Consider the following 13,072-nt stretch of genomic DNA (forward strand, 5'->3'; position numbering starts at 1 on the left):
CCTTACCCCTTGCGGGCCGGGCGGACCAGCTGACGGGCCGCGTGGCCCATCAGGTCCCGCAGGAAATGCGGTGCGCCCGGCGGGATGCTGGGCCGCACCAGCCGACGCAGCCGCAGGATCACCCCGCCGGTCACATGCGCCAGCGTCGCCGCCACGGCGCGCATCGTGCCGCCGGTCTTCCTGAAATAGTGCCATCGGCTGTCGAACCAGTAGCCCGGCACTCGACGCCAGGCCTTCATGCCGGTCGAGACCGACCCGATATGCTCTACCCGGCTTTCATGCACGAAATGCGTGGGCCAGCCCGCCTGGGCCGCGCGGTGGCACAGATCGGTTTCCTCGAAATACAGAAAGAAGGTTTCGTCAAACAGGCCGATGTCACGCAACACGCTGTCGCGCATCATCAGGCTGGCCCCGGCCAGCCAGTCCACCGGCCCCGTCGTCTCGGGCACCGGCAGGGCGACCGTCCGGTGTGCCAGAAGCCGCGAGATCGGGCCGGTCCGCGCCGCCACCTCCAACTCGGACGCGACCGAGGGGAAGCGGAAACAGGTCTGGTGCGCCTCGCCGTCGGGCCCGTGGATGTAGCTGCCGGCAAAGCCGACCTTGGGATGCGCGTCCAGGTAGTCCCGCAGCAACTGGATGGCATCGGGGGCCGGGAAGGCGTCAGAGTTCAGGATATAGACATAGTCGGGTCGGCTGCCATCCGGCAGGCCCAGCCGGATACCGACGTTGTTGCCCGCCCCGAAACCGCCGTTCCAGCCCGACTGCACCACGCGAAAGCGCGGGCGGTCGCGCAGGGCCTCGGACATCCGGTCAAAGGACCCGTCGCCGGAATCGTTGTCCACGACCACGATTGCGCCTGCGATGCCCTCCATCGCGCGCTCGGCCGCATCGGCCGCCTTCAGCGTCATCTCTGCCGTGCGCCAGTTCAACAGCACCGTCAGAACGGTCGGTCCACCAGTCATCCCTGCCCCTGTCATTTCCGCCTGCGCTCCGCCAGGGCCGCCCCGGTCAGCGACGGCAGCACCAGGGCGCAATCCAGGTAGCGCCGCGCCAAGCGCCGGGGGTTGCTCAGCATCCGCCACAGCCATTCCATCGCGATCTTGCGCACCCAGACCGGCGCCCGCACCTGGTGGCCGGCAATGAAGTCCAGCCCTGCGCCGATCGACAGGAACCCAAGCTGAGGATGTCGCGCCAGCCCCCGCGCGGCAAGCAGCTCCTGCTTCGGTGCCCCCAGCGCCAGAAGACAGATCCGCGCGCCCGAGGCCGCAATCTGGTCAAGCAGCGCATCCGCCGCCGCACTTTCCGGATCGAATCCATAGGGCGGGGCCAGGCAGGCCACGACCTTTAGCCCCGGATGATCTGCCTTCAGCTGCGCCGCCGCCGCCTGCAACACCGTCTCGGTCGACCCCAGAAACGCCAGCGGAGTCCCCAGCCGCGCCGCCAGCGCCGCCACCGGCTGGATCAGCTCGGACCCCGGCACCAGGGCGACCTGACTGCGGCCCGCCAGCCGTGAGAGCCAGACGATGGGATTGCCATCAGCGACCACGTGGCTGTGCGCAAGGTAGGCCCGCCGGAAGTCAGGATTAGCACGCATCTTGACCACATGGTCCAGGTTCAGGGTCGCAATGGCAAAGCCCTGCCCGGCAGTCAGGTGCGCCTCGACATCGGCCAGAAGCGCCGCTTCGGTGGGAAAGTTCACCAGGCCCAGGGGCTCTGGCGCGGGCTTGGGAAGGGGCACCGCTGTCATGGTCATCCGTCGGTCATGCATCGCGTCGCCCGGGTGGGCGGCTGCCTCACCCGAAAGGCTTCTGGCCGGATTTTGCAAGTCCTTTCTGCCGTTATCCAGTCTGCCGCGACGACCACGCCTCTCTGCCAGGCATTGTTGCCGCGTCCGGTCGGACAAAGCACGAACAAGCGGCTATGGCCTTGATCCTGCCCCGGTTATCGACCAGCTTCGCCCAGGACTGAAGCGAGACGCATTTCCAGATGGCCGACATTGATCTCAGCGTGATTATTCCCGCCCACGACGAAGAGGCGTGGATCGCCCGCTGCCTTGCCGCACTTCTGGCGCAGCAGGGGGACACGGGCACGGTCGAGATCCTCGTCGTCGCCAATGCCTGCCGGGACCGCACGGTCGCCATCGCCGAAAGCCACGCCCCAGCGGCGGCGGCAAGGGGCTGGACGCTGCGGGTCCTTGACTTGGCGCAGGGCGGCAAGATCCTGGCGCTGAACGCCGGGGACCAGGCAGCACGGGGTCGGGCCCGCATCTACCTTGACGCCGACATCGCTTGCGAGCCGCAGATGCTGGCCCAGCTGCGCGCCGCCCTTGCCACCGATGCCCCGCGCTATGCCACGGGCACGCTGTCGGTCGCCCCTGCGCAATCCTGGGTGACCCGCGCCTATGCCTCGGTCTGGCGCCGCCTGCCCTTCGTGCGCGGCGGGGCCGTGGGGGCCGGTCTTTTCGCCGTCAACGTCGCCGGTCGCGCGCGATGGGGCGCGTTCCCGCCCGTGATCTCGGACGACACCTTTGTCCGGCTGTCCTTTACGCCCGCCGAACGGATCGAGGTCCCTACCCGCTATCACTGGCCGATGGTCGAGGGGTTCGGAAACCTCGTCCGCGTGCGCCGTCGCCAGGACGCGGGAGTGGACGAACTGCGCCGCCTGTATCCCGGCCTTTTCGCCAACGAAGGCAAGGCCCCGCTGACTAAAGCCGACCTTGCGCGACTGGCCTTGCGCGTGCCGCTGGGGTTCCTCGTCTATCTTGCGGTCCACCTGGCCGTGCGGATGCGGCCCCCGGCGGCGGACTGGACGCGCGGACGATGACAGGAAGCAGCATGACCGACGACCGCCCCATCGCCTACCTGACCGGCGACTATCCCAAGGTGTCGCACACCTTCATCCTGCGCGAGGTCCAGGCCGTCCGTGCGGCGGGGGTCGCGGTCCTCACCTGCTCGGTCCGCAAACCGGCACCCGAGGCGTTCATGGGCGACGAGGAACGCGCGGCCCGGGCCGAAACCTTCTACGTCATCGAGGCCGCGAAGAACCCTCTGCGACTGTTGGCCGCCCACGGGAGCGCAGTTCTGCGCAGCCCCGGCACCTGGGCCGCGACACTGGCGATGGCGATCCGGATGCGGGCGCCGGGGCTCAAGGCGCTCCTTTGGCAGCTGTTCTACTTCCTGGAAGCCGGAGTCCTTGCCGACCACCTGGCGCGCAACAAGGTCCGCCACCTGCACAACCATTTCGCCAACTCCAGCTGCTCGGTCGCGGTTCTCGCCGCGAAACTGGCGGGCATCCCCTTCAGCTTCACCGAACATGGCCCCGCGATCTTCTTCGAGGTCGACCGCTGGTCGCTGCCGGAAAAGATCGCCCGCGCCAAGTTCGTCGTTGCGATCACGCATTTCTGCCGCGCGCAGCTGATGCTGTTCTCCAAACCCGCCGACTGGTCGAAAATCGCCATCGTCCATTGTGGGGTTACTCCCGCGGCCTACCGGCGCGCGCCCGGCGGCAATGGCAAGCGCGTGGCCTTCGTCGGGCGGCTGGACCCGGTCAAGGGCGCGCTTCTCTTGATCGAGGCGATGGCAGAGGTGTTGAAGTCCCACCCCGATGCGACCCTGACGCTTGCTGGCGACGGTCCCGCCCGCGCGGGGGCAGAGGCACGGGCCAAGGCGCTTGGCATCGACGGCGCGGTCCGTTTCGCGGGCTTCATGACCCAGGGTCAGGTGGCCGACCTGCTTGCCAATTCCGACATGCTGGTCCTGCCCTCCTTCGCCGAGGGTCTGCCCGTGGTCTACATGGAAGCGCTGGCGTCACGCATTCCCGTCGTCGCCAGCCGGGTCGCGGGGGTGCAGGAACTGGTCGAGGATGGCGTAACCGGCTATGCCGTCCCGCCGGGCGACCTGCCGACGCTGGTCGACCGGATCATCCGGCTGATGGACAACCCGAACGCCGCCCGCGACATGGGCCTTGCCGGGCGCAGCGCCGTCGAACAAGGGTTCGACATCGCCCGGGAAGGTGCCTGGCTGGCACAACTCTTCCGTGAGGGCGGCCCAGAGGGTCGGCTGCGTCCCTAAGCGTCGCTCGCGCCGATCCTTTCCATCGCCGAACCTCGCGACGAGAAGACGAAGTCGCACGAGGAGCAGTCGCTACTTGTATTCGATCAGCCCGGCCCGCCGTCGCCGCAGACGGTTGAGGTGATACTCCAGCACGCCCTGCGCCTCGGGGACCTTGCCCAACACCAGGAAAGCCGCGCGTTCCCAGCCCAGTCGACGCGACAACCGCAGGATCTGCAGCGGATAGGCCAAGAGCAGCAACCCGGCCCAGGGCGTCACGACCAGCCCCAGCAAAGTGACCAGCGGCAGGACTGCGCCCCACAGGACAGCGCGCCGAGTCTCGGCGACCCAGTGCCTTTCCGGCGGGGCCCCATGCATCGCAGCGCCTTCCGCAAAGGCATGGCCACTGCGCCGCGTGCGCTTCCACCACTGGCCGATCCGCGTCATCGCCGCATCATGCAGGGTCATCTCCCGGTCGATCCGCCAGACCTCCCACCCCGCCTGACGCAACCTGACGCAAAGCTCGGGTTCCTCGCCCGCGATCAGGCCCGGATCATAGCCGCCCACCTTTGCCACCGCCGCCACCCGCATCAGCGCATCGCCGCCACAGGCCTTGGCCTGCCCCAGTGGAGTGTCCCATTCCGCATCGCAAAGCCGGTTCCAGACCGAAGCCTCGGGATGGATTTCGCGCCGCCGCCCGCAAACGACGGCAACAGAGGGACGGGTCGACAAGAAGGCTTCGGCCGCCTCCAGCCAGCCCGGCTGCAGCCGGCAATCGCCATCGACGAACTGCACGAACTCGGGCGCGTCCAGCGCGCGCAGGCGGGCAAAGCCTTCGTTCCGGGCCCGCGCTGCGGTGAAAGGCTGGCTCATGTCCAGCGCCACCACCTCGGCCCCCGCCGCCCGCGCTGCGGCCACACTGCCATCGGTCGAGCCCGAATCCACATAGACCAGCGGCCGCACCCAGTCCGGGAACGAGGCGAGGCAAGCCACGAGTCGCGCCCCTTCGTTGCGGCCGATAATCACCGCCCCCACCCGGCGCGGCGTCGAGTCGTGGTCGGTCACGGGCGTCATGTGGAATCCGGGCGGGTCATGGCGGCATGTTGACGGAATTCCTGCAGGCTTCCAAGGCAACAGAAGCGAAAACTGCTCTGGATTCGCAGCTTCGACCCAGATGGCCTTTTCCTTCGCGCGCCAGACCGGGTAGAACAGGGCAATTCCACCGCTGCCGAACGGGCCCGGATGCCGAACGCCTTTGCCTATCTTGTTCTGTTAAGCTTTCCGCTGTTCGCGGTGGTGCTGTTCCGGCTGCTGCCGTTGCAGCGCGCGCTGATCTGGACGCTGATCTCGGGCCATCTGCTGCTGCCCTCGTCGATGCACATCAAGATCCCGATGCTGCCGCTGATCGACCGATCGCTGGTGCCCGCCCTCTCGGCGCTGATCCTGTGCGCGCTGATGGCACCGAAACGCCAGTACATCTCGGATCTTGAGGCGCGGTTCGGGCGGCAGGTGATCATCGTCCTGCTGTCGATGGTCCTGCTGACGCCCTTCCTGACTGTCCTGCAGAACACCGAGCCAATGATCAATGGCCGCCTCTATCTGCCGGGCCTAAGGCTTTACGACGCGTTCAGCATGATCTCGACGATCGTGGCGACGCTGATCCCGCTCTGGCTGGGGCTGCGCTACCTGAACACGCAGGACGGTCACCGCGCGCTTCTGGAAGCCTTCGTGATCTCTGCCGTGCTGTATACGTTTCCCGCGCTTCTTGAGATCCGCATCAGCCCGCAGCTGCACAACTGGATTTACGGCTTCTTCCCGCACGACTTCATCCAGCATATCCGCGACGGCGGGTTCCGCCCGGTGGTTTTCCTGAACCACGGGCTTATGGTCGGCATCTACTTCTGCATTGGCGTCATCTCGGCGGCGATCCTTTACCGCGAAGCCCGGCGCGAGGGTCGCCCGGCCTGGAAATGGCTGATCACGATGCTTTGGCTTGCCGGAGTGCTGGTCCTGTCCAAGGCGCTGGCCGCGCTGATCCTGACGGTGGTCTTTGGCGCGGCGGTGCTGTTTTTCGGGCGGCGGTTGCAGATCATGCTGGCCGTGGTCGTGGCGGTCATCGTGATGTTCTACCCGATGCTGCGCGGTGCGGGCTGGATTCCGGTCGAGACGGTCTACAACTTCGCCCTGTCGATCAGCGAGGATCGCGCCGCCTCGCTGCGGTTCCGGCTGGACAATGAAGACGCGCTTTTGGACCACGCCAACGACAAGCCGCTGGCCGGATGGGGCAGCTGGGGTCGCAATCAGCTGTACGATCCGGCGACCGGCCGGATGATCAGTACCACGGACGGGATCTGGATCATCTTCATCGGCATGTTTGGCTGGATCGGCTACATCGGCCGCTTCGGCCTTCTGACCGCGCCGATCCTGTTCTATGCCTTGCGCCATCGACAACTTGGGGTTTCACTGATCACTCCGGGCCTGATGATGGTGCTTTCGGCAAACCTGATCGACCTTTTGCCCAACGCCGGCCTGGTAAACTATGTCTGGCTCATGGCAGGGGCAATCGCGGGCTATGTGCTCTGGCGTGATCCGAAAGACGCCGGTGCGCTTGCGGGTCCGGTCGCCGGGGCCAATCTGCGTGCATCCTGGCTGATGAACGAAGAAACAGCCCCCCCCTTGCGCCAGAAACGGTCGGAGCCTCGGGGAACCGCACGATGACCCCCAGCCCTGCCGCCCGACCGCTTCGGATCGGGCTTCTGACCCCGGCCTGGCCCGGCACGGCCACGGCCAACGGCATCGCCTCGGCCACGGCGCATCTGGCCCAGGGCCTGAAAGCCATCGGACACGAGGTCACGATCCTGACCGGGGTGATTGACGGGCCGCACGGAGACCCCCGGGTGGTGCAGCTTCCGCCCCTGCCGTTCAGCCTACCCGAACGGCTTGCCGGCCGTTTCTTCCCGGACATGGGCCTGCGCGGTGTGAACATCCGCAAGCTGATCCTGGGCGTGCAGCAGGCGATAAGGGAGCACGGGATCGAGGTCCTGCTGATGGAGGAATCCTATGGCTGGGCCGGGGCCGTCCGCGCGGTAGTCGCGATCCCGGTGGTGGCGACGCTGCACGGGCCGCAATGGCTGCACCGTGTCACGCCCACGCGGCCGCAGCGCGGGCCCGACGCCCGCCGCGAAAACTGGGAACAGGCCGGATTGCAGCGTGTCAACGCGATCATCTCGCCGTCGCGCGACGTTCTGGACCGGACGCGCGCGGAATGGGGCCTGCCAGATGTCCCGACCACCGTCATCGGCAATGCCGTGGCGCTTCCCACCCTCGACCGACCAGCGGCGCAGTCCACTGACCCCCGGCTCCTGTTCATCGGGCGCTTCGACCGGATCAAGGGTGCCGACATCCTGCTGGACGCCTTCGCCCGCGTCGCCGCCACCCATCCCGAGGCCCGCCTGACCTTTGTCGGCCCCGACAGCGGTATCCTGCAGCCGGACGGGTCCCGCCTGCACCTTTCCCAGGCCCTTGCCCGTCTGCCCGCCGCGACCCGCGACCGGATCGAGGTCCTGGGACATCGCACCCGCGACGAGATCTCTGAGCTTCGGCGCCATCACCCGATCACGCTGATCGCCTCGCGCTATGAAACCTTTGGCGTCGCCCTGATCGAGGCGTTGGCTGCCGGCTCTGCCGTGGTCGCCACCCGGGCCGGGGGCTGCGCCGAGATCCTGCGGGACGGCGACACGGGGCTTCTGGTGCCGTCCGAAGATGCAGCCATGATGGCCGAGGCCTGCCTGCGCCTGCTGGCAGACCCCGCCCTTGCGCTGCGCCTGGGCCAGTCGGCCCGCGCCGATGTCGAGGTCCGCTTCACCCCCGAAGTGATCGCGCGCGAGGTTGCGACCTTCCTCGCGCGGGTCTGTCGCAGCTAGGGATCAGATCCCCAGCTTGCGCAGCCGTCCGTCCAGACGACGCCAGATGAAGGGCGGCAGGACGTTGTGCAGGAAGCGGTGGCGCGCCTCAAGCCGGTCCTTCGTGTCCTTGGTGCCGGGACGCGGCTTGAACAGGGTCGTGTGCGATTCCCGCGTCGAGTCCCATGTCGCGGTGTAGTAATACAGCGCGATCGACATCCGCGGCTCGCCAGTGGGATGGTTCACCGGCTCGGGGTTGCCGTGCCAGGTGGATGATCCGGTGTTGAAGCAGCACATCCGGTTGAAGATCGGCACGAAGCCCGCGACCTTGGCGGTCATATCGTCGTTCCAGACCTCGAATGACCCGCCGTATTCCTCTTTCCAGTCCTTGTTCAGGTAGATCAGGACGTTCATCCGGCGTTCCAGGTTCAGCTTGCCGTGGTGGTTGAAGTCGGCGTGGATATCCAGGTGCCCGCCGTTCGACACCACATGGATGCCGCCGCCCGCGAAATAGGGGTCGGGGATCAGCCCTTCGATCCCGGTCAGCTCTTCCAGGAAGGCCAGGAACGCCTTGGAGTTCAGCGAATGGAACAGCGCGCGGGTATAGGGCCCCAGGCGTTCCGGCATGTAGGCCGCCTTCAGCTTTTCCTGCGGGCGGTTGAAGAAGCTTTCGGCCGCCGGCAGGCTGCGCAGCTCTTCGCGGACCCGGTCCAGGATCTCGGGCGGCATGAAGTTGTCGAAGCAGCCATAGGGATAGGGGCTGCGGCTGCGGTATTCGGGGGCAGCTGCCTTGCCGAACTCGCGCGCCTCATCGGCCGAGATCAACAGCGTTTCAGGGTCGATGACCAGGGAATTGACGGACATGATAACCTCTCAGTCTAGTCTGCCACGGACCGGAAGGCGGCCCGGGTGCGGATCAATGGTGGAACGTTCAAACTTCGGCATGGGCTTCCTCTACCCCGCCGGAAACCATCCGCCGGAACACTTCGTTCCCGGCCAGAAGCTCATCATAGCTGCCCTGGGCCAAAAGCCTGCCACGCTCCATCAGGAAGATCGTGTCGCAGCTTTTCACCGTGCTCAGCCGGTGCGCGATCAGGATGATCGTCTTGTCGGCGCGGATGTTCTGTACCGCTTCCATCACCACGCGCTCGGTGATGTTGTCCAGGGCCGACGTCGCCTCGTCCATGATCAAGAGCGTCGGGTCGCGGTAAAGCGCACGCGCGATGCCAATCCGCTGGCGCTGGCCGCCCGACAGGCGCACGCCCCGTTCGCCGACCAGGGTCTGATAGCCCTGCGGCAGGTCGGACATGACGAAATCATGCAGTGCCGCCGTGCGCGCCGCGCGTTCCACCCCCGCCATGTCGATCTGGTCCTTCGGGACCCCGAAGGCGACGTTGGCGGCAATGGTGTCGTCGGTCAGGAAGATCTGTTGCGGTACATAGCCCAGGGTCATCTGCCAGGCGCGCCGATTTTCGTCGGTGATCGGCACGCCGTCCACCCGGATCGTCCCTTCATCCGGCGTCAGCAGGCCCAGCACCAGGTCGACCAGCGTCGTCTTGCCCGCCCCCGTGCCGCCCACGATCCCCACCGTGGTCCGCGCGCCAATCGACAGGTCCACCCCCCGCAGCGTCGGCCGTTCGGCATTGGCGTAGCCGAAACTGATCTTCGACAGTTCCAGCGAGCGTTCCAGCGCCATCGGCTTTGGCGTGGGCGCCTCAAGGATCGGCCGCGGCGGCGTCGCCGCGATGTCGTGCACGATGGTGTCCAGAATTGGCGTGGCCCCGCGGATCGACACCAGCGAGTGGTAGATCTGCTGCAGCGACGGCAAAAGCCGCATGGTCGAGAAGGCAATGACCCCCAGGGTCGGGACGATGGCGGTGATATTGCCCTCGTTGCGGAACAACAGCAGCAGGATCAGCCCTAGCAGCGTTCCGAAGGTAATCGCTTCCAGGATGAAGCGCGGCAGTTCCGCCATGACCCCCATCGTCGCGCCGGAATGGGCGGCCTTGTAGGCCGCGGTGGCGTAGCTGCTGACATAGGTTGCCTCAAGGCCCATCACCTTGACGTCCTTGATGCCGCCCGTCGCCTCTTGCGCGACGACGAAGCGGTCCTCGAAGGCGTTCATCATGTCCTCGCCCAGGCGGTGCAACCGACCGCGGAACCGCAGGTAGATGAGGCCATAGCCCAAGCCCAGCACCAGGGCCGAGAACACCGTGACCAAAGGATCAACGACCATCAGGAAGCACAGAATCGCCAGAACCAGCAGGCTGTTGGCCACCAGGCGCAGGCAGGGCTGGATCACCCGGGCAACCAGGCCGTCAACTTCGTTCAGGACGTTCTTGCCCAGTTCGGCACTGTTGCGGTCCAGAAACCAGGGATAGGGCTGGCTCAGATAGGCCGACAACAGACGCGTCGACACCGTATAGCCGCGCATGGTCGAGAACCGAATCAGCGCATAGGTCCCAAGCGCCTTGACCGCCAATCCGGCCATGACCACGACCAGGACACCGACCGCAAGCCAGACCTGGAACGAGAAGGTGCTGTCGAAACCGAACCAGTCGTAAACGGCCGCCATGCGGGCGTTGGTCTGCACCATATCTGGCGCAGACAGGACGTTCAGCAGCATCATGACTGCCGAAATGCCCATGATCTCGGCCACCGCAACCATGACCATCAGCGCCGTAAGCAGCCAGAATCGCTTGCGCTCGACCTGGTCGAATAATGCGAAAAGCTTGCGATATGTCGCGATCAATGAACTTCACCCCGATTTCCGGACCCACCTTGCTGCCCCGGAATGACAAAAGAAAGGCATTCCTCGGGAACTTCCGGATTTGCCTGCCCTGACAAAGCCTTGGGCTTGCGACATGTCGCCGCGCCTACCGTTTGTGCGTCGATGCACCCGGCTTGGTCCCGCGAAAGCCGATGGGCAGGCGGGTCGGCTGCAAAGGAATTCCCTAGGAATGCCAATAGCTTGACTCGCGCTATCCCACAAGACCCGTGCCCCGCAACCTGAGGCCGAACCTTGGCCTCGCCTGTTCGCCTTCCACAGGCGGCCTCTGGCTGGCCCCTGATCGCCCCCATGCGCCCCGGACCCATGCTGTTGATGCGACGCAGATTTTCCAATCCAAGGACATAATCTTGCCACGGCGCAGCAACACCCTGACTGCACACACCGCACAGGGGATGCGCGAGATGATGGCAGGGATGGTTCTGTTTTCCGCATTGGTCGGAATGGGCGCAGTGGCAATGACGCTGGCCCTGTCGCTTCCGGTCTGGGCCGTCGTGATCAGCTACCCGGCCGTCTGCAGCCTGACGCTGCTGATGACCGCCGCCGTGTGGAGCATCCGGTCCCGCCAGTCTTCCGGTCCGCAGCTGATGCGCACGCAGGCCTGATCTCCTGCGCTGCGGGGTCAGGGTCCTTCGCCGACCCGACTTGGCGGAAATGATCTCATTGGCCCGCACAACATCGGCCAAGTTCTGCCACACACTGTCAAAAATGCCTGTCGCAAAGGATTCAGTCACGCTTAATTTCTCGACGCTATGCCCCGAGAAGCCTAGGTTGTAGAACTGTTCGGGGTTATGTAACGATGGCGCTCCAGCGGGGAGACGTGGATGGCATTGGGCCTGGTATTGATCGCTATGTTTGGCGCTGCCAGTGTTTCGGTGGTCCTGTTTCTTTACGATTTTCCGATCTGGGCCGTGCTGCTTGCCTATCCGGCGGCCGGAACGACCATCCTGTTGCCCGGGGTCGCGCTTTTCGCCTGGATCAGGAACAGTCCACGGGACATTCCGGCGCAGCCGCCGATTACTTCCCAGTCGCCCGCAGCACCACACCCACGGTCGCCAGCAGGATCTTCAAATCCTTGAAGAACGTCAGGTTGCGCTCGTACTCGGCGTCGAAATCGGCGCGTTGGGCGAAGGTGGACTGGTTACGGTCGGAGATCTGCCAGGTGCCGGTCAGGCCGGGCCGCAGGGCGTAGTAGGCATTGCCGGGGTAAAGCTCCTGCTGGTCCACCATCATCGGGCGGGGACCGACCAGGCTCATGTCGCCGATCAGCACGTTCCAGAGCTGCGGCAGCTCATCAAGCGAGCTTTTGCGAAGAAATTGGCCAAATTCGGTAATCCGGGGGTCGGACGACAGTTTCTGGAAGGAGTCCCATTCCTGGCGCGCGGCCTCGTCGCTTTGCAGATAGGCCCGTAGCCGGGCATCAGCATCGGGAACCATGGTGCGCAGCTTCCATAGCTTGAAGATGCGGCCATCCTTGCCAACGCGGTCCTGAAAGAAAAACGGCGAATGGCCGGTCAGCTTCAGGACAAGCGCAAGGATCAGCACGACCGGCACAACAAACGGCGCGACCATGACAACCAGGACCACATCCATCCAGCGCTTGAGAACCCGACGATACAGCGGCTCCTTCCGGACCCGCACCCAACCCTGACCGACAGTGATCGAAGGTCGCTCGAAATTGGGCTCGCTTAGTTCAGAACGAACATCCATCTGCAACGCCTCCGAAAGGGTATAATCGCTGAGCGAAATCCTGCCAAACCGGCCCTATACTGCCGACCCGGTCTCAACCTGACACTCGCAACGCCGTCTACTTCACAACCTGCTTCTACCATTCTGGTTCCAGTGCCGCAATGTCGCCATAAGTGACGAAACGCACAGAAAGTGGTTACTTCTCATCAGCTTACACGCTATGGTTGTATTCCAAGCCGAGCAGAGCACCGGTTGGAAACGGGTCCTCGGAACCCGAGTCCAGAGGATTTTGGCAACAAAGCGAAGTTTCGCCACAGCATTGCCATGTTTTTCCACGCGTTTTGGCGGGCGGGCCTGGCCGCCGCTGCTGCAGTGCGGCATGCAACCGCGGTGAAGGCGCATTTGCACACTCGTTCTAAGCACGAAATTATGCTGAATCTCGAAACGGTGAATTTTTTGTTAACGTGGTCCGTTAACCACCCGAGCCGCCCGAACCGAAGGCATCCGATGCATCCGAGGCCTTCCGAAGACCGTATTGGCGATTCGTCATCGCCACACTCAGGCCGGATTTCCGCCCCGTCCACGGTGCCAGGCGACAGAAAGGACAAAAAGCGGCCCCGGCAGTTCCAGCAGCCAGTTCACCT

General features: G+C 65.2%; 11 protein-coding genes. 5 read left to right on the top strand and 6 right to left on the bottom strand.

Features of this window, described 5'->3' with window-relative positions; genetic code table 11:
- Nucleotides 1-2: 2 nt before the first annotated feature.
- Together U1E69_RS20080 and U1E69_RS20085 are read right to left on the bottom strand one after the other, a co-directional pair.
- Nucleotides 3-962: a glycosyltransferase family 2 protein gene (locus U1E69_RS20080; RefSeq protein ID WP_322246190.1), complete on the bottom strand. Its 960-nt coding sequence runs from the start codon at nucleotides 960-962 to the stop codon at nucleotides 3-5.
- A gap of 11 nt (nucleotides 963-973) precedes the next feature.
- Nucleotides 974-1,753 (bottom strand): WecB/TagA/CpsF family glycosyltransferase, encoded by a 780-nt coding sequence (locus tag U1E69_RS20085; protein WP_322246191.1) that lies wholly within the window; start codon nucleotides 1,751-1,753, stop codon nucleotides 974-976.
- 233 nt (nucleotides 1,754-1,986) lie between these two features.
- Between U1E69_RS20085 and U1E69_RS20090 the strand changes: the two genes are divergently transcribed.
- Nucleotides 1,987-2,823, top strand: coding sequence for a glycosyltransferase family 2 protein (locus tag U1E69_RS20090; protein WP_322246192.1), 837 nt, complete (start codon nucleotides 1,987-1,989; stop codon nucleotides 2,821-2,823).
- A gap of 11 nt (nucleotides 2,824-2,834) precedes the next feature.
- Nucleotides 2,835-4,070: a glycosyltransferase gene (locus tag U1E69_RS20095; protein ID WP_322246193.1), complete on the top strand. Its 1,236-nt coding sequence runs from the start codon at nucleotides 2,835-2,837 to the stop codon at nucleotides 4,068-4,070.
- A gap of 72 nt (nucleotides 4,071-4,142) precedes the next feature.
- Here the strand turns inward: U1E69_RS20095 and U1E69_RS20100 are convergent, their stop codons facing one another.
- The gene (locus U1E69_RS20100; RefSeq protein WP_322246194.1) at nucleotides 4,143-5,123 is read right to left on the bottom strand and encodes a glycosyltransferase; all 981 of its coding nucleotides are present in this window, start codon (nucleotides 5,121-5,123) and stop codon (nucleotides 4,143-4,145) included.
- A 168-nt stretch (nucleotides 5,124-5,291) separates the two neighbouring features.
- On the opposite strand from U1E69_RS20100, the gene U1E69_RS20105 reads away from it, so the two are divergent.
- Together U1E69_RS20105 and U1E69_RS20110 are read left to right on the top strand one after the other, a co-directional pair.
- Nucleotides 5,292-6,767: a hypothetical protein gene (locus tag U1E69_RS20105; RefSeq protein WP_322246195.1), complete on the top strand. Its 1,476-nt coding sequence runs from the start codon at nucleotides 5,292-5,294 to the stop codon at nucleotides 6,765-6,767.
- Nucleotides 6,764-7,972 (top strand): glycosyltransferase family 4 protein, encoded by a 1,209-nt coding sequence (locus U1E69_RS20110; RefSeq protein WP_322246196.1) that lies wholly within the window; start codon nucleotides 6,764-6,766, stop codon nucleotides 7,970-7,972. The genes U1E69_RS20105 and U1E69_RS20110 overlap by 4 nt, the downstream gene beginning before the upstream one ends.
- Before the next feature lie 3 nt (nucleotides 7,973-7,975).
- Here U1E69_RS20110 and U1E69_RS20115 read toward each other — a convergent pair whose 3' ends face one another.
- Together U1E69_RS20115 and U1E69_RS20120 are read right to left on the bottom strand one after the other, a co-directional pair.
- Complete coding sequence (locus U1E69_RS20115) at nucleotides 7,976-8,815, bottom strand: 2OG-Fe(II) oxygenase (RefSeq protein ID WP_322246197.1); 840 nt, start codon at nucleotides 8,813-8,815, stop codon at nucleotides 7,976-7,978.
- A 67-nt stretch (nucleotides 8,816-8,882) separates the two neighbouring features.
- Nucleotides 8,883-10,703, bottom strand: a complete 1,821-nt coding sequence (locus U1E69_RS20120; protein ID WP_322246198.1) for an ABC transporter ATP-binding protein — start codon at nucleotides 10,701-10,703, stop codon at nucleotides 8,883-8,885.
- 386 nt (nucleotides 10,704-11,089) lie between these two features.
- Here U1E69_RS20120 and U1E69_RS20125 point away from each other — a divergent pair, with 386 nt between their 5' ends.
- Nucleotides 11,090-11,344 carry a hypothetical protein gene (locus tag U1E69_RS20125; protein ID WP_322246199.1) on the top strand — a complete coding sequence of 85 codons (255 nt, stop codon included), beginning with the start codon at nucleotides 11,090-11,092 and terminating at the stop codon, nucleotides 11,342-11,344.
- 412 nt (nucleotides 11,345-11,756) lie between these two features.
- On the opposite strand, the gene U1E69_RS20130 is transcribed toward U1E69_RS20125, so the two are convergent.
- The gene (locus U1E69_RS20130; protein WP_322246200.1) at nucleotides 11,757-12,449 is read right to left on the bottom strand and encodes a sugar transferase; all 693 of its coding nucleotides are present in this window, start codon (nucleotides 12,447-12,449) and stop codon (nucleotides 11,757-11,759) included.
- Nucleotides 12,450-13,072 lie beyond the last annotated feature (623 nt).

The sequence above is a fragment of the Tabrizicola sp. genome (assembly GCF_034366665.1).
Lineage (GTDB): Bacteria > Pseudomonadota > Alphaproteobacteria > Rhodobacterales > Rhodobacteraceae > Tabrizicola.

Bases quoted from the DNA above. Each gene is read 5' to 3' on its own strand.
- U1E69_RS20130 (WP_322246200.1), bottom strand. From the start codon at position 12,449: ATGGATGTTCGTTCTGAACTAAGCGAGCCCAATTTCGAGCGACCTTCG.
- U1E69_RS20085 (WP_322246191.1), bottom strand. From the start codon at position 1,753: ATGACCATGACAGCGGTGCCCCTTCCCAAGCCCGCGCCAGAGCCCCTG.
- U1E69_RS20090 (WP_322246192.1), top strand. From the start codon at position 1,987: ATGGCCGACATTGATCTCAGCGTGATTATTCCCGCCCACGACGAAGAG.
- U1E69_RS20095 (WP_322246193.1), top strand. From the start codon at position 2,835: ATGACCGACGACCGCCCCATCGCCTACCTGACCGGCGACTATCCCAAG.
- U1E69_RS20110 (WP_322246196.1), top strand. From the start codon at position 6,764: ATGACCCCCAGCCCTGCCGCCCGACCGCTTCGGATCGGGCTTCTGACC.
- U1E69_RS20100 (WP_322246194.1), bottom strand. From the start codon at position 5,123: ATGACGCCCGTGACCGACCACGACTCGACGCCGCGCCGGGTGGGGGCG.
- U1E69_RS20115 (WP_322246197.1), bottom strand. From the start codon at position 8,815: ATGTCCGTCAATTCCCTGGTCATCGACCCTGAAACGCTGTTGATCTCG.
- U1E69_RS20080 (WP_322246190.1), bottom strand. From the start codon at position 962: ATGACTGGTGGACCGACCGTTCTGACGGTGCTGTTGAACTGGCGCACG.
- U1E69_RS20105 (WP_322246195.1), top strand. From the start codon at position 5,292: ATGCCGAACGCCTTTGCCTATCTTGTTCTGTTAAGCTTTCCGCTGTTC.